The sequence below is a fragment of the Bacillus nakamurai genome, from assembly GCF_001584325.1.
In the GTDB taxonomy this organism is placed as follows: domain Bacteria; phylum Bacillota; class Bacilli; order Bacillales; family Bacillaceae; genus Bacillus; species Bacillus nakamurai.
On record NZ_LSAZ01000042.1, the window covers coordinates 1 to 17,111 of the forward strand.

At 43.0% G+C, this 17,111-nt stretch carries 22 protein-coding genes, 1 tRNA gene, 2 pseudogenes and 1 riboswitch; of the genes and pseudogenes, 13 read left to right on the forward strand and 12 right to left on the reverse strand.

Going from position 1 to position 17,111, the window contains the following annotated elements; genetic code table 11:
- Positions 1-47: 47 nt before the first annotated feature.
- From AXI59_RS17570 to AXI59_RS17600, 7 genes are all read right to left on the reverse strand, one after another.
- Positions 48-998 (reverse strand): YqaJ viral recombinase family nuclease, encoded by a 951-nt coding sequence (locus AXI59_RS17570; RefSeq protein ID WP_061528868.1) that lies wholly within the window; start codon positions 996-998, stop codon positions 48-50.
- Positions 998-1,183: a hypothetical protein gene (locus AXI59_RS17575; RefSeq protein WP_061528869.1), complete on the reverse strand. Its 186-nt coding sequence runs from the start codon at positions 1,181-1,183 to the stop codon at positions 998-1,000. The genes AXI59_RS17570 and AXI59_RS17575 overlap by 1 nt, the downstream gene beginning before the upstream one ends.
- A gap of 102 nt (positions 1,184-1,285) precedes the next feature.
- Positions 1,286-1,483, reverse strand: coding sequence for a YqaI family protein (locus AXI59_RS17580; RefSeq protein WP_061528870.1), 198 nt, complete (start codon positions 1,481-1,483; stop codon positions 1,286-1,288).
- Positions 1,480-1,737: a YqaH family protein gene (locus AXI59_RS17585; protein ID WP_061528871.1), complete on the reverse strand. Its 258-nt coding sequence runs from the start codon at positions 1,735-1,737 to the stop codon at positions 1,480-1,482. The genes AXI59_RS17580 and AXI59_RS17585 overlap by 4 nt, the downstream gene beginning before the upstream one ends.
- Positions 1,734-2,306, reverse strand: a complete 573-nt coding sequence (locus AXI59_RS17590; RefSeq protein ID WP_061528872.1) for a helix-turn-helix domain-containing protein — start codon at positions 2,304-2,306, stop codon at positions 1,734-1,736. The genes AXI59_RS17585 and AXI59_RS17590 overlap by 4 nt, the downstream gene beginning before the upstream one ends.
- A gap of 148 nt (positions 2,307-2,454) precedes the next feature.
- Positions 2,455-2,646, reverse strand: a complete 192-nt coding sequence (locus AXI59_RS17595) for a helix-turn-helix domain-containing protein (RefSeq protein ID WP_014470596.1) — start codon at positions 2,644-2,646, stop codon at positions 2,455-2,457.
- Between the two features lie 11 nt (positions 2,647-2,657).
- Complete coding sequence (locus tag AXI59_RS17600) at positions 2,658-2,885, reverse strand: helix-turn-helix transcriptional regulator (RefSeq protein ID WP_240491531.1); 228 nt, start codon at positions 2,883-2,885, stop codon at positions 2,658-2,660.
- A 163-nt stretch (positions 2,886-3,048) separates the two neighbouring features.
- Between AXI59_RS17600 and AXI59_RS17605 the strand changes: the two genes are divergently transcribed.
- The 6 genes and pseudogenes from AXI59_RS17605 to AXI59_RS17625 all read left to right on the forward strand — a co-directional run bounded on the left by AXI59_RS17605 (position 3,049) and on the right by AXI59_RS17625 (position 6,977).
- A complete protein-coding gene (locus AXI59_RS17605; protein ID WP_061528874.1) occupies positions 3,049-3,417 on the forward strand; it encodes a helix-turn-helix domain-containing protein in 369 nt (122 codons plus the stop codon).
- Positions 3,418-3,959: 542 nt separating this feature from the next.
- Positions 3,960-4,406: pseudogene (locus AXI59_RS20940) on the forward strand (thermonuclease family protein); the annotation flags it as partial.
- A gap of 192 nt (positions 4,407-4,598) precedes the next feature.
- Positions 4,599-4,700 (forward strand): annotated as a pseudogene (locus AXI59_RS20945) (excalibur calcium-binding domain-containing protein); the annotation flags it as partial.
- 16 nt (positions 4,701-4,716) lie between these two features.
- Positions 4,717-5,199, forward strand: a complete 483-nt coding sequence (locus AXI59_RS17615; RefSeq protein WP_061528876.1) for a PH domain-containing protein — start codon at positions 4,717-4,719, stop codon at positions 5,197-5,199.
- Positions 5,200-5,268: 69 nt separating this feature from the next.
- A complete protein-coding gene (locus AXI59_RS17620; protein ID WP_061528877.1) occupies positions 5,269-5,808 on the forward strand; it encodes an ImmA/IrrE family metallo-endopeptidase in 540 nt (179 codons plus the stop codon).
- Positions 5,766-6,977, forward strand: coding sequence for a tyrosine-type recombinase/integrase (locus tag AXI59_RS17625; protein ID WP_061528878.1), 1,212 nt, complete (start codon positions 5,766-5,768; stop codon positions 6,975-6,977). The genes AXI59_RS17620 and AXI59_RS17625 overlap by 43 nt, the downstream gene beginning before the upstream one ends.
- 113 nt (positions 6,978-7,090) lie before the next feature.
- Here AXI59_RS17625 and AXI59_RS17630 read toward each other — a convergent pair.
- The 3 genes from AXI59_RS17630 to AXI59_RS17640 form a co-directional block, all read right to left on the reverse strand.
- A tRNA-Val gene (locus AXI59_RS17630) sits at positions 7,091-7,163 on the reverse strand.
- A 139-nt stretch (positions 7,164-7,302) separates the two neighbouring features.
- Positions 7,303-8,475 carry a cystathionine beta-lyase gene (gene metC / locus AXI59_RS17635; RefSeq protein WP_061521861.1) on the reverse strand — a complete coding sequence of 391 codons (1,173 nt, stop codon included), beginning with the start codon at positions 8,473-8,475 and terminating at the stop codon, positions 7,303-7,305.
- Positions 8,468-9,589, reverse strand: coding sequence for a methionine biosynthesis PLP-dependent protein (locus AXI59_RS17640; protein ID WP_061528927.1), 1,122 nt, complete (start codon positions 9,587-9,589; stop codon positions 8,468-8,470). Before AXI59_RS17640 ends, metC begins: the two co-directional genes overlap by 8 nt.
- A 68-nt stretch (positions 9,590-9,657) precedes the next feature.
- Positions 9,658-9,783: riboswitch (SAM riboswitch) on the reverse strand.
- 177 nt (positions 9,784-9,960) lie between these two features.
- Here AXI59_RS17640 and AXI59_RS17645 point away from each other — a divergent pair.
- The 6 genes from AXI59_RS17645 (at position 9,961) to AXI59_RS17670 (ending at position 13,513) form a co-directional block, all read left to right on the forward strand.
- A complete protein-coding gene (locus AXI59_RS17645; RefSeq protein ID WP_061528879.1) occupies positions 9,961-10,683 on the forward strand; it encodes an esterase family protein in 723 nt (240 codons plus the stop codon).
- 34 nt (positions 10,684-10,717) lie between these two features.
- Positions 10,718-11,233 carry a YjcG family protein gene (locus AXI59_RS17650; protein ID WP_061521859.1) on the forward strand — a complete coding sequence of 172 codons (516 nt, stop codon included), beginning with the start codon at positions 10,718-10,720 and terminating at the stop codon, positions 11,231-11,233.
- Between the two features lie 4 nt (positions 11,234-11,237).
- Positions 11,238-11,669, forward strand: a complete 432-nt coding sequence (locus tag AXI59_RS17655) for a GNAT family N-acetyltransferase (RefSeq protein WP_061528880.1) — start codon at positions 11,238-11,240, stop codon at positions 11,667-11,669.
- 157 nt (positions 11,670-11,826) lie between these two features.
- On the forward strand, positions 11,827-12,060 hold the full coding sequence (locus AXI59_RS17660) for an AbrB/MazE/SpoVT family DNA-binding domain-containing protein (RefSeq protein WP_061528881.1): 234 nt from the start codon (positions 11,827-11,829) through the stop codon (positions 12,058-12,060).
- Entirely contained in the window at positions 12,061-12,798 is a 738-nt protein-coding gene (locus tag AXI59_RS17665) for an ABC transporter ATP-binding protein (RefSeq protein WP_061521856.1), read from the forward strand. It begins immediately after the preceding gene.
- Positions 12,791-13,513, forward strand: coding sequence for an ABC transporter permease (locus tag AXI59_RS17670; RefSeq protein WP_061528882.1), 723 nt, complete (start codon positions 12,791-12,793; stop codon positions 13,511-13,513). Before AXI59_RS17665 ends, AXI59_RS17670 begins: the two co-directional genes overlap by 8 nt.
- 45 nt (positions 13,514-13,558) lie before the next feature.
- On the opposite strand, the gene bla is transcribed toward AXI59_RS17670, so the two are convergent.
- Together bla and AXI59_RS17680 are read right to left on the reverse strand one after the other, a co-directional pair.
- Complete coding sequence (gene bla, locus AXI59_RS17675; protein WP_420806867.1) at positions 13,559-14,311, reverse strand: subclass B1 metallo-beta-lactamase; 753 nt, start codon at positions 14,309-14,311, stop codon at positions 13,559-13,561.
- 110 nt (positions 14,312-14,421) lie between these two features.
- Complete coding sequence (locus AXI59_RS17680) at positions 14,422-14,676, reverse strand: hypothetical protein (protein ID WP_061521855.1); 255 nt, start codon at positions 14,674-14,676, stop codon at positions 14,422-14,424.
- A gap of 120 nt (positions 14,677-14,796) precedes the next feature.
- Between AXI59_RS17680 and AXI59_RS17685 the strand changes: the two genes are divergently transcribed.
- Positions 14,797-17,082, forward strand: a complete 2,286-nt coding sequence (locus AXI59_RS17685; RefSeq protein ID WP_061528883.1) for an ATP-dependent helicase — start codon at positions 14,797-14,799, stop codon at positions 17,080-17,082.
- The last annotated feature ends 29 nt before the right edge of the window (positions 17,083-17,111 follow it).

The window sequence follows — 17,111 nt, forward strand, 5'->3', positions numbered from 1 at the left end:
GTGCTCCACTTGCTTTGTTTTGTAGTTTGTTTTTAACATCATCGTTTTTAGCCATTGTCTTTTAACTCCTTTACATTGAATCGTCTATGAGTCGATACTTTAGTGAATTTTTCAAAGAGCTCAGGGTGTTCAGCAGCAAACGCTTTTGAGTCAAAACGGTTTGTTGTGACGGTTTTCCAAGTAACAAGAGCTTTTTCAGTATTTCCTATCTCGTACTCACCGAGCATCCCTTTTAATTTGTTTTCCACTTCTTTCAGCCTTTCTTTTGCTTCCTTCTCCTCAGCCTTGGCTGTTCTGTATCGCTCAATAAGCTCATTTGCCGCAAGAGGAAGCTCTGTTTCATCCTCGAACCCTACAGGGTACAATTGCGTTAAAAGCTCCGCAGAAGCCTCAGAACCATCAAACATAGGCGGTATTTCATTCTCGACATGGTTTTTCCAGAAGTCTTGTTCAATTTGAATCAAATAAGCAATGAGTTCTTCGTCTCGCTCAATCTTTTTATAAACGAATTTGTTTCCGCCGATCAGGACAGCTATCCACCAAGCATTTAACCCGGTGACTGCCATATAATGCTGGCATTGGACCAGATACGCGTCCGGCACTTCTTCGCCGTCCCATTCACCTTTCAGGTATTCTGATGCTGTTTTGCATTCAAGTCCTGCTCGTTCACCGACTATTAATCTATCAACGTTCGCAAGCATAAACGGGTAATCAGGATGCTGTAAGATTGCTTTCCGCCGCCGGACCTTTTTGTCAGTCCGCTTTGAAAATTCTCGGGCAACGGTTTCTTCGTGAATATGCCCCCAATATGCCGCCTCACTGGTTATATGCTCCTGGGGTACCTGCCCGAGCTTGTCCAGGTAAACAGACATTGGCGTTTTCCACTTGCTCAGCCCAGCAATTGCTGCAGCATCGGAACCTCCGATACCCGCACGCCGCGCCTCTAGCCATTGATCCTCTGTCATGTTGTCTGTAGGCATGTAAACTTGTGCAAGCATCAGAGCAGCCCCACCTTTCTTTTGTACGCTTCTGCGCCAAGCCGCTGCCATTCTCGGTATGCGTCCATTGACGGGAAGGAAAATACCGGTTTGCCTTTACTGAACATAATCGAACCGCCGACTTGTCTCAGACGCTTCTGATCATCCGCCCGGTCACTGAAAGATGCTGTTATTCGTTTTGCCATGAGTAAAACCTCCATTGTCTTTTATGAGGCAATTTGGTATAATTAAAAGAACATTTCTTTACCAAAAGACCTTATGAAGTCCACTCTGCCAAGTGGGCTTTTTTATTGCGCTGAATGAAATTTAAATCCAAGTTGCTCCTTCAAGTAGCGTTCAAGATTGTCTTGTAAAATGACCTCGCCGCTGTCGATTACATAATTATCTGCTGACGTTACTTCATCCCCAAAGAAATCCTTTTGCGTTTCCGGCTCAGTCAGCTTGTCGTGCCAGTTGTTCAAGACCATCGGATTTTCAATATTCATCGCGAACACCTACTCACAACACTCAGGTGAATGCCGCGGGCTGCCATATTTAAAACGGTTTGATGTAAGCGCCCTTTATTCGCCAGCCGATTAATATCCTCTGTAATAACCTTGATGCTCCCTGCAAGACTGATAGCTTCTTCGTAATCGCCATCCCGTAACGCCTCCGAAAGCATGATAGAGAGCTCTTCCGCCGACTCGATTTTTCTTTTTGCTGAATCTGCATCCGATTTAAGAAACTGATTGATTTTCATACCAACAATGCCTGCCTTTCCTCTGTTTTTGCCATCGCAACCTGACTCACTAGCGCTTTCCGGGTCCATCTTTCGGCCAGCTCTTTCATATTCAGACCATGACTGCGGGCCAGCGAATATATCAGCGTTTTGTTGGCCGGTATCAGATCAAAAATCTGTTTAATATCGGCCATTGGCAGTTCTTCCGTCTGTCTGCTCGGTCTATCGTTTGCCAGCCAGCGCGCTAAATGCTTTGTTGCTTGCAATGCTTCTTCAAGCTGGTGAATCATGTTGATTACCGCTGCGCTTGCGCTCTCGTTAAGAGCTGGGTCTATCGGAGCCGCCGTTGTCGGGTGCAGCCGAAAAAGGTAATGTACGAGATCAATATGTTCATAGGCCTCGCACGCCTCAAACCATCTGATGCATAATTCGGGGGTAAGCTTACTAAAACCATTTTCAACATCGGAAACGTAACGTTGATCCTTCCCGCCTATCAAACTACCGATCTGATATTGTGTAAGTCCGGCCGCTTTACGAACACAGCGCATGATCTTCGGTAAATTCCGCAAGTTGTACGGATTGTTCTCCATATGTTTGCCTCCTGATATATTCAGCTGATTGCTGTTAAAATTTAATTAGGGTCAAAAGTTTTATTGGATTGGCTTATGATTTTTCGAATATTCAACCTCATAGGGCTCCAAATTTCGCTTTGTGGCCACAATAAAACAAATATTTGCTCTATAAAGCCTCTTTCATGATTGCTTGTTCTTGAGCTTCGATCCATGCATCGATGTTATGCTTGGTAAAGAAAATGCGATTCCGCACTCGGAAATGTGGGATTTGTTTTTCTCTAACCATCGTGTAAATTGTGTCATGGTGAACGCCAAGGTAATCAGCTGTTTCCTGCACAGTCAATGTGTTGCGTGTCATACTTGGACCTCCTAAGCAGTATGTTCTTTACTCGTTTCGTGTAACTTTTCATCAAAAAAAAGCTCATTGACATCTTCATTCAGCAACTCGGATATTTGATGTGCTTTTTCAAGACTTGGCTTTGTACGCCCCATTTCTATATTCGCATAACCGCTTGCGGATCTATAACCAAGCTTTTTGGCCATAAAGGTTTGGGTCTTTCCTTGAGAAATTCTAGTCGCCCGTAATTTTTCTAACACTATTAACTCACCACCTTACTCTTTTTGTGTAACTCATTAAACACATAATAATATACACGATAAGGGTAAGTCAACATATTTTTATTCTTTTTGTGTAAGTAATTATCTATTGTGTGTAAACCATGTTAAAATTTACACACCAAATGAAAAAAGGTGTATAATAATGGATAATATAACAGGAAAAATTCTAACTGAATTAAGAGAAAAAAAAGGTTGGAGCAAATCTTTCGTCGCAAAAAAATTGGGCATTAAAACAATGTCTACATATGCGAATTGGGAGTACGGCTTAAGGAAACCGGATGGCGAGATGCTCGTGAGAATTGCAAACTTGTATGGTGTAACAACTGATTATCTCCTAACTGGTAAAGAACCTAATGCTTTTAATAATGACCTTTTTGACGATCCTGATTTACAACTCGCCTTTAGAGAAGCACGTGATTTCTCAGAAGAAAGTCAAAAACAAGCAATTGACTTTATTAAGTATCTCAAAGAGAAAGAAGAACGCGAAGGACGAAATCCTAAAAAGAAATAATATCCCGGAGTATGACATTATTATTTAATACTGTTATTACGTTAAATTCTGTTTACTAATAAGATCAGAATTCTCTTCCGGATTAGTCCAGAATTCTCTTCTGGAAAGGTAATATTTACAAGCCCCTAACCCCTTATAAAACAAGAGGTCCAACATTTATTCTCATCCGGATTCCCTTCCGAACTGGATCGGAATTCTCTTCGGAATAAAAACTTGAAAAATTTTGATTAAAAGTCAAAAAAATAACTAACCGATATTATATCTAGAAGACATTTCAATAAAAAGGGGAAATTATTTTGAAAAAATGGTTGTTATGTATCGGTGCTTTATCTTTGAGTTTTTCTTTAGCAGCATGCGGGTCTGATTCAGCTTCAACTGATAAAACAGACTCGGATAGCAAAAAGACAACACAGCAAGAGGACAAGGGTAAACAAGAGAAAAAGACGGATCAAAAAACAGAGATAGAAAAGCAATCAAATGACAAAAGTGCTGATAGCAACAAAGAAGAGTCAATAAAATCCTCAGCTAAAGAGACATCTGATAAGAAAAAGCTGGTCGATGTAACACTAAACAAAACAGTTGATGGGGATACAATCAAAGTCAACTATAAGGGCGAAGTTAAAACTGTTCGCTATTTGCTCGTTGATACTCCTGAAACTAAAAAACCAAATTCTTGTGTCCAACCATACGGAGAAGATGCTTCTGCACGAAATAAACAGCTGGTGAACAGTGGTAAGCTACAATTAGAGTTTGATATAGGTGACCGCACTGATAAGTATGGAAGAATGCTAGCTTACGTTTTTGTTGATGGAAAATCAGTACAAGAAACATTACTTAAAGAAGGATTAGCTCGAGTTGCTTATGTATATGAGCCAAACACGAAGTATTTAGGTACTTATGAAAAAGATCAGGAAGCTGCCAAAAACAAGGACTTGAAAATTTGGAGTAAGAATGGCTATGCAACTGATAAAGGATTTAATGGTTGTGTAACTAAACCTAAAAAATCAGCAACTGCTTCTAAACCTGTTGAAAAATCGGTTACAACTCATAAATCGACTACTACACACAAATCAAGCTCAAACAGTTCAAATTCATCAGGAAGCAGTTCATCAGCAAGTAGCTCTTCTAATTCTGCACAAACTTCCCCCTCTACTGGTGGAACAGAGTACTTTGCAAACTGCACAGAATTAAGAAAGAAATATCCTCATGGTGTTCCGAGTTCTCACCCGGCTTACCAATCAAAAATGGACCGTGATCATGACAATTTTGCATGTGAGCGATGATTAGAGGAGATTAGTGATGGCACAAAAATTTCAAAAACTAAATTATAAATATGGTACCATAGAATATCCAATATTCCTTAAAGAGCTTGAATCTATTATTCAAGAATTCCCTAAATCAGAAAGAAAGTTTTACGAATATGCTATTAAAGCTTTAAAAAAAGAAGTTGGGAAAAAGGAAAAGATTTTACATATAACTTCTGCTGATCCAAAGTTGACTAAATTTGGTTTTATGGTTATCACTGAAAAGAAACTTTTATTTGTCACTATGAAAGGCGGTATTTTCGGCGGTGCCGATACTGAAGCTGTTGAATTTAAAAGTATCAAAGAAGTTGACTTTGATATTGCTTCAAGTCCATTTGGAACTGCTACAATGCAATTGGGAATCCTGCATTTAAAAATTAAAGGTAAGCTTGGAATGAGTAGCAAACGCACCATTAGAAATATTGATGAACATTCACTTGATAGAATAGTATCTATTCTAAGAGACAAAATAAAATAAAAAGCCCGGTTTGGGCTTTTCTTTCACACCAAAAACAGAACATACATTCCCTCCATGGTGGTGTTTTTAATGTCAATCCAGTTATCATATCTCGAAGAAGAAGTAAAAAAAATCTATCACAAATTAAATATTGAAACTCCTGAAGATATTGATTTAGAAAGGATTGCCGCGGCATTTCGTATTTGGATACATTATGAGCAAAGAGAAAGCTGCATGTTTCAAATCAACGGTGAGTATAGCGTCGTCCTTGATGCTCGTGCCTCTCCAAAAGAACAGTGGCAAGACTTTGTTCATGAGCTATGCCATGTCTTAAAACATACTGGAAACCAATTTCACATGAATAGAATGTTCAGGCAGCTTCAGGAATACCAGGCGAACAGTTTCATGTATCACTTCTGCGTACCAACGTTCATGCTCCAAAAAATGCAGCTACCCCGTCTTAAATCAGAGGCCATTAAATTAATAGGAGATACATTTAATGTGACATATTCCTTGGCCGCTAAACGGCTAGAAATGTATGAGAGAAAAAAATTTTCAAATAAAATCTATTCAATGAGGTGTAAAACATGGGCCATTGGATGCCAAGAGGTAAAAAGTCTTTTTTATTAGTAGTTGAGAATGGATACAATACAAAAGGGAAACGCGACAGAAAGACTAAGACTGTAAAAATCGAAGACCCAAAGATTCTAAACAGCACAAGGAAAAGAGAAAAATATTTAAATCAGCAGCTTCTTATGTTTGAAATGGAAGTCACTTCAGGAGAATACATATCACCTGAAAAATCAACCTTTGAATCCTTTGCAAATGAATATAAAGACCGGATCTTGTATAAAAAATTCGCGCACCGAACATCTGAAATGCATGAAAGCCATATAAAAAACTATATTGTGCCCTCAATAGGTCACAGAAGATTGGATCAAATTAAAACAATGCATATTGTTGATTTTATGGATTCCCTAGAAAAAGACGGGATTCGAAAAGACGGCAAAGCAGGAGGTTTATCAAGTTCAACCAGATACGATATATTCAAAGTTTTGAAAGCGATGTTTAAAGTTGCTGTTAAGCAATGGAAACTCATTAAATCAGATCCAACAGAAGATTTAGATCCTCCTGCTGTAGAAACCAAAGAAATGCAATTTTATGATTCAGAAGCAGCTAAGGAGTGCATTGAGGCTCTATATCAGATTGATATAATGTGGAGATTGTATTTTTTAGGCGCAATGATTGGCGGTCTAAGAAGAGCAGAAGGATTAGCCTTTGAATGGCACTTAGATGTTGATTGGGATGCAGGAGGTTTTTATGTAAATCGTTCAATTCCAAAAACAATTGATGGAAAACCACTTATCAAAGATCCTAAATCAAAAAAATCCAAGCGCTTTGTAAAGATGCCTGATTGGTATATGGATGAGCTTGAGAAGTATTATAGAATGTGGAAAAAAGAGAAACTGAGATTAGGTGATGCTTGGGAAGGTGGAGAACATCAATACATTTTCCATAGTGGGAAAGGAAAGCCCTATTATTACACAACCCCCACTGCAAAATGGTCCAAGTTCACCAAAAAGTATGGACTGAAAAAAATACGACTACATGAGTTGCGTCACACAATGGTTACTTTATTAATTGAAGCCGGCGCAAATTATAGAGCGATTCAAGAACGAGTCGGTCACGCCAGTTATCGAACTACATTCGATAGATATGGCCATGTAACAAAAAAATTAGCTGATGAGACAGCTGAACTTTTCAACAATTTTGACCCTAAAAAGAGATACGGCCAATAAATTTCGAGCCGAAAAATCAAGTTCGCCAACAGTTTGCCAACAACTTGCGAATTTGATAAACCGGCTTTATTAAAGGGAAGTAAAAAACCCTTGCTACGCAAGGGTTTTGGCTATGATTCCGACTGGGCTCGAACCAGCGACCTCTACCCTGTCAAGGTAGCGCTCTCCCAGCTGAGCTACGGAATCATGATATGTATGTGTTGCTGGGTATGTTGTTGTCTCTCTGACATTTATAATTATATAATCTGATTCCCTATTCGTCAACACTTTTTTATAAAAAATAAAAAAGGGCGCTGCGCACAAAGCGCAGCGCTCTTTTCTATGATTACCGTACACCGGCGGGGGCAATTTGTTTCAGCGCCTGTTCGAAGTCGCGCTCTAAGTCTTCGGCGTTTTCGACTCCGACGCTCAGGCGCAGCAGGCCGTCTGTGATGCCGCGTTTTTCTCTTTCTGCTTTCGGCATCGCAGCATGCGACATTGTCGCCGGGTATGACAGAATGGATTCAACGGCGCCCAGGCTGACGGCGAACACCGGGAGCGATACGTTCTCGACCAGCTTTTTGACAGCTTCCTTGCTTTCCAGCTCAAATGACAGAACGGCGCCTGATCCGCTTGATTGGCGTTTGTGTGTGTCAGCCCCCGGATGGCTGGCCAGCCCTGGGTAGTAGACGTTTTTGACAGCGGGATGCTGGTGAAAATAGTCTGCCAGCCGCTCAGCCGTCCGGCTCGCTTTTTCCAATCTGACTTGCAGTGTTTTTAAGCCCCTGAGCACAAGCCAGCAGTCCTGTACACCGAGCACCGCGCCAAACGAGTTTTGCAGCTTATAGAGTTTTTTGCCGAGCTCTTCATCCTTTACGGCGGCGAGGCCTGACAAGACGTCGCTGTGGCCGCTTAAAAATTTCGTTGCGCTGTGAAGCACGATGTCTATCCCAAGATCAAGCGGACGCTGTAAAGCCGGCGTCATGAACGTGTTGTCGAGGTACGTCAGACAGCCGTGATCTTTGGCCAGCTTGACGACTGCCTCGATATCCGTGATTCCGAGCGTCGGATTTGACGGGGTTTCCATATAGATGGCTTTTGTATTCGACCTGATGCCGCGGGCAACCGCTTCTGTGTCCGTCATGTCGACAAAGGTGTGCTCGATCCCGAAACGGGACAATACTTCAGTCACCATGCGGAAGGTTCCGCCGTACACATCCTCTGTGACGAGAACGTGGTCTCCTTGGGACAAAAGCAAAAATGCCGTAGAAATCGCCGCCATTCCCGAACTGAAGGCAAAACCTCTCGTCCCTCCTTCAAGATTCGCAATGGTCTTTTCAAGCGCTGTTCTGGTCGGTGTGCCGGAGCGGCTGTAATCATACGCCCCGAACTCTTCAAATGAAGACTGATGAAATGTAGAGGCGTGCTGTATCGGCACGCTGACGGCTCCCGTGGCCCCGTCTGTTTTAAATGGATTGTGCACGAGCTGGGTTTCCAGCGTCCAATTTTGATTACTCATATGACACAGCCCCCTCTTTCACTTGGCGTAACGCCTGCTTCAAGTCCTGCTTTAAATCCTCAGCGTGTTCAATCCCGACTGAAAAACGCAGCAGGCGGTTGCAGACGCCGTTTGCGATGCGGATGTCTTCCGGAATGTCCATATGGGTCTGGGTCGCGGGGTATGTAATAAAGCTTTCCACCCCTCCGAGGCTTTCTGCGAAGCAGATCGTCTCAAGCGCTTTTAAAAACGGATTGACCCACCCCTCTTTCTGCAGACGGAATGAAAGCATGCCGCCCTTTCCGGGATATAAGACGTCGGTGATTTCTTCTTGCCGCTCTAAAAATGCCGCAAGTTCACGGGCGTTTTCCTCATGCTGGCGCATTCTGAGGCCGAGCGTTTTCATTCCTCTCATTAAAAGCCACGAATCAAACGGCGGGAGGACGGCGCCTATGGCATTTTGATGATGAAACATCACCTCGCCAAGCTCCTCATCCTTTACGACAACAAGACCTGCAAGCAAGTCGTTGTGTCCGCCCAAATATTTTGTGGCGCTGTGAATGACGATGTCGGCGCCAAGTTCGATCGGACGCTGAAGCACAGGGGTATAAAACGTATTATCAACAATCAGCAGCAAGCCTGCTTCTTTCGTTATCCGGGCGATTTTTTCGATGTCTGCCTCTTGCATAAGCGGGTTTGTCGGCGTTTCAACAAAAACCGCTTTCGTGTTGTCCGTCAGTTTTGAGCGTAAACAGTCTTCATCGCTGAAATCATCATAAATGAAGCTTAAACCGTATTTTCTCCACTCATTTTCAAACAAGCGGTATGTGCCCCCGTATAAATCTGAAGAAACAATCAATTCATCCCCGCTTTTGAATAAAGCCATGATGGTTTGAATAGCTGCCATACCCGAGCTGAAGGCAAAACCTCTCGCTCCGTTTTCTAAATTGGCAATAGCGTCTTCGACAAGCTGGCGTGTCGGGTTTTTCGTGCGCACATAATCAAAGCCGGTCGATTCTCCAATTCCTCTATGGCGGAAAGCGGTAGATAAATAAATCGGCGGACTGACAGTTCCCGTTGCTTCTTCACTTCTATTTCCAATTTGGGCTAATTTCGTTTCAACGTGCTGCGTCATAAGTAAGCACCATCCTTTTTCAAAATAAAAAAGCCCCTTCTTCATAAGAAGAAGGAGCTTTTCTCTTCCTCTTATCTTCCAAGCATGTGAATCGCTTGCTGGATTTAGCACCTTGGCACTTTGCCTTCTGACGGCAAAGCAAACCGGTTGCTGAGGCTTCAAAGGGCCAGTCCCTCCACCTCTCGTGATAAGAATATCGTTTTGTATTTTCTGATTGTTCTATATTAACGCACTGTTAAATGAATTTCAACAACTTTTCGCTCTTTCTAAACTCTCACAAGAAGTGCACTTGAAGAAAGAAATTTCTAATAATTCATGGTACAATAGGAAAAAACACAACCAAGACTAGAGACGGCCTGGAGGAATGCAATGTGGCACCGAAAACCGGAGTAATCCATGAGAAAAAACTTTTTTCACATGAGCTAGAAGAGGAAATGACCGTTTTGGTCTACCTGCCGCACACTTACTCTCCTTTGCACAAATACCATACGGTCATCGCTCAAGACGGCCATGATTACTTCAGATTAGGGAGAATCGGCCGGCAGGCGGAGGAGCTCATGTCCAAAGGGGAAATTGACCGCTGCATCATTATCGGCGTTCCCTATAAAAATGTTCAGGAGCGAAGAAACACATACCATCCTGAAGGCTCAAAATTTGCCTCCTATAAACGGTTTATCGCAAATGAACTTGTCCCTTTTATTGACAAAGAATACCCCACTTATCAAGTCGGCTTCGGCCGCACAATGATCGGGGATTCTCTCGGGGCAACCGTGTCGCTTTTGACGGCGATTGATTATCCGAACATGTTTGGAAACGTCATCATGCAGTCACCGTATGTCGACAAGCATGTGTTAGATGCCGTCAGAGAGTCGAAGGATGTAAAGCAGATCTCCGTTTACCACCAAATCGGAGAAAAAGAAACAGACGTCCATACAACGGACGGCAAGATTGTTGATTTCACTGCGCCGAATGAAGAGCTCAAACAGCTGCTGGAAACGAAACAGTCTGAATACCATTATGAAACCTTTGACGGGGATCATAAATGGACCTACTGGCAGCCGCTTATCACACCGGCGCTGAAAAAAATGCTGTAATCCACTTTTACATTCATTCAAGGAGGGAACTTTCATGAAATACGGTATCGTTTTATTTCCATCAAAAAAATTGCAGGATCTCGCAAATTCGTACCGGAAACGCTATGACCCGAGCTATGCGCTGATTCCGCCGCATCTGACGCTGAGAGACCCGTTTGAATCCACTGAACAGGAAATTGAACAAGTCGTATCACAGCTGAGACAGATTGCAAAGGAATCCCATCCGCTCGTTTTAAAAATCACAAAATACAGCTCGTTTTCTCCCGTCAATCATGTTATCTACATGAAAGCGGAGCCAACGGATGAATTAAAAGCGCTGAGTGAGAAATGCTATTCAGGCGTATTAACCGGCGAGCCGGAATACAGCTTTGTCCCGCATGTGACAGTCGGCCAGAAGCTTTCGTCAGACGAGCATTCTGACGTATTGGGCCAGTTGAAAATGCTGGAGCTTTCCCACGAGGAAATCATTGACCGTTTCCATCTGCTCTATCAATTGGATAACGGCTCATGGACAGTATACGAAACATTTTTATTAGGCGGAGGAGAATAACTGTTTGGAAGCCATCATCGCAAATACTGAAAAACAAATAAACGACGCTTTTTTCGTCAGAAAAGAGGTCTTTGTTAAAGAACAGCAAGTACCGGAAGAAGAAGAAATTGATCATTTAGAGGACACATCAGAGCATATCGTCATTTACGACGGCAGCCAGCCCGTCGGAGCCGGCAGATGGCGCTTTAAAGACGGCTATGCGAAGTTAGAGCGCATTTGCGTTATGAAAAGCCACCGCTCTCTCGGTGTCGGCGCCATTATTATGCAGGCGCTTGAAAAAGCCGCAGCCGCGCGCGGCGCTTCTGCCTTTATTTTAAATGCGCAGACTCAGGCGGTGCCGTTTTATGAAAAACAAGGATACCATGTCACGTCCAAAGAAGAATTTCTCGACGCAGGCATTCCTCATTTGGAAATGGTAAAGGATAACAAACAATAAAAAACACTCCTGTCTCGACTGATGAGGCAGGAGTGTTTTTGTATATATGGAAAAAACTTAATCTTAACTTGAAATTTGTGTAAAAAAAGAGTATGTTTAGTATGTCAAGTCATACAAATCATACCATATACACCATTCATACTGAGGAGGAAATAAAATGGCAGCACCAAAAGGAAAGCATATCTTCGGAACTGTTAAAGTTGGAACGAAAGGGCAAATTGTAATCCCTAAAGAAGCGAGAGAAGTGTTTCACATTCAGCCAGGAGACTCGCTGCTCATGTTAGGTGATGACCAGCAGGGTATTGCACTTGTAAAACAAGAACTCTTTTTCGAATTTGCTAATGATATTTTAAATGCCAAAAATATAGATGAAGACGGCGAGGAAGAGTAAATGCCCGCCATTCAACTGAAGAAATTAACGAAACACTATAAAGGTGTAATGGCTGTCGATCATCTTGAATTTTCAGTTAAGAATGGAGAATTTTTTGCTTTATTAGGTGAAAATGGCGCTGGGAAAACGACTTTAATCAGTATGCTCTGCGGGCTCCTATCACCTGATGGCGGAGATGCATTCGTGCTCGGGCATAGTATTTTGACTGATCTGGACAAAGTGAAACCTAACATGAATATGTCGCCGCAGGAAACTGCTATCGCGCCAAATTTAACAGTACGTGAAAATTTGGAGTTTATTGCAGGTATTTATGGGATGTCACAAAAAGAAGCGAAGATAAGGACATCCGACATGCTGGAATTGTTCCATTTAAAGGAGAAGGAAAAAGCAAAGGCGAAAACATTATCCGGCGGAATGCAGCGCAGGTTAAGCATTGCGATGGGAATGATTACGAACCCGCAAATCTATTTCTTAGATGAGCCGACATTAGGGCTGGATGTTCGTTCTCGCCGTGAATTATGGAAGAATCTTGAGAAGCTGAAGGGGAACATGACAATTATTTTAACAACACACTATTTGGAAGAAGCCGAAGCACTTGCAGACCGTATCTGCATTTTAGAAAAAGGTTCATTAAAAGCGCTTGGCACGGCGGAGGAGCTGAAGCAGCAAACACATACAACCACATTTGAAGAGGCCTTTTTAGCCATTTGTGATGAGGAGGCTGGAATTTATGCTTAATTTTGCGATACGCAACCGAAAAGAAATATTTCGTGATCCCCTGTCCATTATTCTTGGAATCGCATTACCCGTTATTTTATTACTTGTTTTTACAACCATTGAGAAAAATGCGCCGCTTGATACCTTTAAAGTCAACAATTTAACACCCGGACTGATTGTCTTTAGTTTTGCTTTTCTCACGATGTTCTCTGCGTTGTTAATCGCAAAGGATAAACAAACTGCCCTTCTTACCCGTTTGTTTGCTTCCCCGTTAAAAATAACCGATTATGTTGCGGGTTATACCCTGCCGATGATACCATTGGCGATTTTACAAATCACCATTTGTTATGTAGCAGCAATGGCTGCAGGTTTATCTGTTGAATGGCTGAATCTTTTGGCCAGTATCGCTGTATTATTGCCCATAGCTCTCATGTCCATATTCTTGGGATTATGCTTAGGGGCAATCTTTACAGATAAACAGATTTCAGGTATCGGGACTATTTATATTACGTTAGTACAATTTTTAGGCGGAGCATGGATGGATTTAAATCTTCTCGGTGAGACATTTAACAAAATCGCTAATGCTTTACCCTTTGTTCACGCAATTGAATTAGCACAGGAGGTTATCATTGGCGATTATTCTGCATTCAACGAACATTTTTGGCAGACAGTCGGATATGCAGTCTTATCGTTACTTATTGCGATCTTAGCTTTTCATAAAATCTATAAAAAATAAAAAATAAGCCGACCCTTACCGTAATGAAGTGTCGGCTTTTCCTCATCATTTTTGATTTTCCAGCAAACTCAGCGTATGAGTTAATAAATGGTCATCACCCGGGTTTCCATGGCCCGGGACCACAATGTTTATATCATTATATCTCTTGATCACGTTTTCTACGGCATGCGGCCAGTGATCCGGATAGAAGTCCGGAGTCGGAACGATTTCCTGCGTCTCTAGAGCCTTTATTAAACATCCTCCAAATAAGAGTTTGTCTTCAGGCAGCCAGACGATGATATTATCTTTCGTATGCCCTTTTCCAGGATAATACGTTTCTACATCTATATCGCCAAACCGCATCTTTGCTGCCTTCTTTAAATCTCCGAGCGGACGGTCAAATCCCCTTTGTTCCGCTAAGTCGGCCGTCAGCTTCGTGCTGTGTACCTTGACCCCATTTTTGTATAGAGTGTTCAGCCCCCCTATACGATCGTCATGGGCGTGCGTCACAATCGCATCGGTGACCTGTTTGTCCGGGAATTGCTGTTTTAATTGCTGAAGCAAATGATCTGTAAGGCTGTCATTCCAAGGTGTGTCAATCAGGACTAGCCCTTTCGATGTTTCAAGGACTACACCGTTTGCCGGAACAGGACTTCCATCTACTATCCCGGTGCTAGTATGCATCCATACATGCGGCGCCAGCCGTGTGAGGGTTACATCTTTTACGGGGTTTTCTGCTGCTTGTGCCGGTCTCGCTCCGACTGTAAAAAAGCTTAATACGAGTAATCCAACCAATAAACACCTGAACCTTTTCAACATGATCAATCCTTTCTTAATTGAACCTTTCTTCCTCTATTTTAAGTCTTACGATTTGAAAGAAAAAGAGTCATTTTTCATATCAAAATAAACCCCGGCTCTATAACCGGGGTTTAAGCGTATTGATTAATATATCGTCCTTTTCCCGCTCTTCCCATCACGTGGCGAAGAGAGCGCTTACGTTTTTCCTCATTTACTTTCTTTTCAGCGGCTGCCGCGTTTTCCTGGCGGCGTTCCACCTCTCTGTAGTCCCTGTCATTGGCGAGAGCGGCCGCTTTTGTAATGCCGGCATAATCAGGTTTATATCCTGCTGTCCGGTTTGCGTACTGAGCATATTGCTGGTTTTGGATCGGTCCTGCATAAATCATATGTACCCCTCCCCTTTGTTCTTCATTTCCCTTAATCTTACTTTTTGAAACGCGGTTCTTTTGATATGATATTCTTTGTCTATCAAATGGATGAACACCTTTTAATGGGAGGACCCCTTTTTGAAATGCGCCCGACTGAATCACCGAACGATACATTTACATACATATTCTAGAGAACATTACCAATTCCTTTTTGAAGAAGCCCAAAAAGGCCATTTATTTTGCGCACATTGTGATAAACCTGTTATGATGCGGCTTACGATTTTAGAAGCGCCGGAATTTTATCATCGCCAAAAGGGTGATTTCACCGCCTGTGAAAAAGCCTGCGAGGAAATAGCGCCTCAGGCGGAGGAAGAAAAAGAAGAGTATAAGGAAGCCGGCATGTTCCGTCTGCCGAAAGGAAAAGCTATTTCAGCGGACCGCAAGCCGGTTCTCTCAGAATGGAAAAAACCGCAAAAATTGTCGGCCGCCGCGCCATTCTCTGTGAAAACGGAACCACCCGGCACTTCTCTGTTTCCTGATATCAGTTTAAACCGGGAACAGCTGCAGGCGGTCACCGAAACAAATGGTCCTCTGCTAGTGCTGGCGGGCGCAGGGAGCGGAAAAACAAGGGTTTTGACCGCCCGCGCCGCTCATATGATTGAACATCTCGGCATTTCGCCTGAAAACATGCTGCTTGTGACCTTCACGACAAAAGCAGTTGCTGAAATGAAGGAACGGATGGCCAATGAGTACGGGCTTTCCACCGCCAAAGTCAACCGTCTTGTAACCGGAACATTCCACAGCTTCTTTTATAAAATTCTCTATCACTTTGATTCTTCCAAATGGAATGGCAGCCAGCTCTTAAAAATGGAGTGGCAGAAAGAGCAATATTTAAAAAAAGCGCTCTATGAAGAAGATTTGGATGAAAAAGAGTTTCCTGTTGACCAAGCCCTGCAGCTGATCGGGTGCTGGAAAAACACGTATCTGTCTCATGAGCGCATTCCATTGGAGGACGAATGGGAGAAAAAAGTTTACAGGCTTTATGAGCATTACGAACGGCAGAAGCAAGAGAAGAATCAATTTGATTTTGATGATATGGCCCAAGGCTGTTACGAACTGCTTCAAAGCCGGCCTGATATACTCGCGCAATATCAATCGAGATTTTCTTATATTTTGATTGATGAGTTTCAGGATATCAATCCGGTGCAGTATAAAATTATGCAAATGATTGCAAGTCCCGAAGACAACTTGTGCTGCGTCGGTGATGACGATCAATCCATCTATGCGTTCCGCGGCAGCAGCCCGTCGTTTATTCTGGATTTTCAAAAAGACTATCCCGCCGCGAAAACGATTTACTTAACAGCCAATTACCGCTCGACGCACCCGATCGTCTCAAGCGCTCACACTGTCGTAAAGAAAAATAAAAAACGGTATGCAAAAACACTTTCCGCCGTCCGGGATGGCCTGCATGAGCCAGTTATTTTTTATCCATACGATGAAGAAGAAGAAGCGACAATGATCGTATCTGATATAAAAGAAAAAATCCAAAACGGAGCGAGCCCTGATGATTTTGCCGTCCTTTACCGGACGAACAGCGCCGGACGGGCGATATACGAAAGGCTGCATCAATCATCCATTCCTTATCATGCGGATCGCGGCGTGCAGACCTTTTACAGCAGAAGAATCGTCCGGCAGATTCTCGCCTACTTATACGCGAGTCAAAATGAGGATGATTCGGAAGCAGTGAAAGATTTGCTGCCTGCCCTGTTCTTGAAGCAGTCCGCCTTGCAAACAGCAAAGGCGCTGTCCATAACAGAAGACTGCACCATGATAAAAGCGCTGACAAAGCTTCCCGGCCTGAAGCCCTTCCAGCTCAATAAAATAAAGCAAATCGTGCCGTTTTTCGCAAGCATCCGCACGATGAAGCCTGTTGAAGCCATTACCTTTGCAGAAAGCAAAATGGGCTTTTCCGAGTATATAAAAAAACGGGGAAATGAAGGAAACAAGCTTGAAAAAGGCTCTGATGACCTGCGGGATGTCAAGGTTGCCGCCAAAAAGTTTAAGACCATTCCCGATTTTCTTGCCCATGTCGACCATATGCGCGCCGCCGAAAATGTAAAAACAGACGAAAACGGCGTCGAACTGATGACGATTCACCGCTCTAAAGGGCTCGAATTCAATACGGTCTATATTTTAGGCGCTGCGGACGGCTCGATCCCCCATGATTTTGCGCTCGAAACAGCGAGAAAGGGAGACAGCGCTCCGCTCGAAGAAGAGAGACGGCTTCTGTACGTGGCCATGACAAGAGCCATGCAGCATCTATATGTATCAAGTCCGGCAAACAGACGGGGAAAAACAGCCCGCAGCTCAAGGTTTCTCGAACCTCTTCTACAGTTAAACAGACGGACTGCACTCAACATATAAACAGCCCGGCAGATATCTGCCGGGTTTTT

What these genes read in the sequence shown, in the direction of transcription:
- AXI59_RS17570 (WP_061528868.1), bottom strand. Translation starts at nt 998, where the DNA reads ATGCTTGCACAAGTTTACATGCCTACAGACAACATGACAGAGGATCAA.
- AXI59_RS17575 (WP_061528869.1), bottom strand. Translation starts at nt 1,183, where the DNA reads ATGGCAAAACGAATAACAGCATCTTTCAGTGACCGGGCGGATGATCAG.
- AXI59_RS17580 (WP_061528870.1), bottom strand. Translation starts at nt 1,483, where the DNA reads ATGAATATTGAAAATCCGATGGTCTTGAACAACTGGCACGACAAGCTG.
- AXI59_RS17585 (WP_061528871.1), bottom strand. Translation starts at nt 1,737, where the DNA reads ATGAAAATCAATCAGTTTCTTAAATCGGATGCAGATTCAGCAAAAAGA.
- AXI59_RS17590 (WP_061528872.1), bottom strand. Translation starts at nt 2,306, where the DNA reads ATGGAGAACAATCCGTACAACTTGCGGAATTTACCGAAGATCATGCGC.
- AXI59_RS17595 (WP_014470596.1), bottom strand. Translation starts at nt 2,646, where the DNA reads ATGACACGCAACACATTGACTGTGCAGGAAACAGCTGATTACCTTGGC.
- AXI59_RS17605 (WP_061528874.1), top strand. Translation starts at nt 3,049, where the DNA reads ATGGATAATATAACAGGAAAAATTCTAACTGAATTAAGAGAAAAAAAA.
- AXI59_RS17615 (WP_061528876.1), top strand. Translation starts at nt 4,717, where the DNA reads ATGGCACAAAAATTTCAAAAACTAAATTATAAATATGGTACCATAGAA.
- AXI59_RS17620 (WP_061528877.1), top strand. Translation starts at nt 5,269, where the DNA reads ATGTCAATCCAGTTATCATATCTCGAAGAAGAAGTAAAAAAAATCTAT.
- AXI59_RS17625 (WP_061528878.1), top strand. Translation starts at nt 5,766, where the DNA reads ATGGGCCATTGGATGCCAAGAGGTAAAAAGTCTTTTTTATTAGTAGTT.
- metC (WP_061521861.1), bottom strand. Translation starts at nt 8,475, where the DNA reads ATGAGTAATCAAAATTGGACGCTGGAAACCCAGCTCGTGCACAATCCA.
- AXI59_RS17640 (WP_061528927.1), bottom strand. Translation starts at nt 9,589, where the DNA reads ATGACGCAGCACGTTGAAACGAAATTAGCCCAAATTGGAAATAGAAGT.
- AXI59_RS17650 (WP_061521859.1), top strand. Translation starts at nt 10,718, where the DNA reads ATGAAATACGGTATCGTTTTATTTCCATCAAAAAAATTGCAGGATCTC.
- AXI59_RS17660 (WP_061528881.1), top strand. Translation starts at nt 11,827, where the DNA reads ATGGCAGCACCAAAAGGAAAGCATATCTTCGGAACTGTTAAAGTTGGA.
- AXI59_RS17665 (WP_061521856.1), top strand. Translation starts at nt 12,061, where the DNA reads ATGCCCGCCATTCAACTGAAGAAATTAACGAAACACTATAAAGGTGTA.
- AXI59_RS17670 (WP_061528882.1), top strand. Translation starts at nt 12,791, where the DNA reads ATGCTTAATTTTGCGATACGCAACCGAAAAGAAATATTTCGTGATCCC.
- bla (WP_420806867.1), bottom strand. Translation starts at nt 14,311, where the DNA reads ATGTTGAAAAGGTTCAGGTGTTTATTGGTTGGATTACTCGTATTAAGC.
- AXI59_RS17680 (WP_061521855.1), bottom strand. Translation starts at nt 14,676, where the DNA reads ATGATTTATGCAGGACCGATCCAAAACCAGCAATATGCTCAGTACGCA.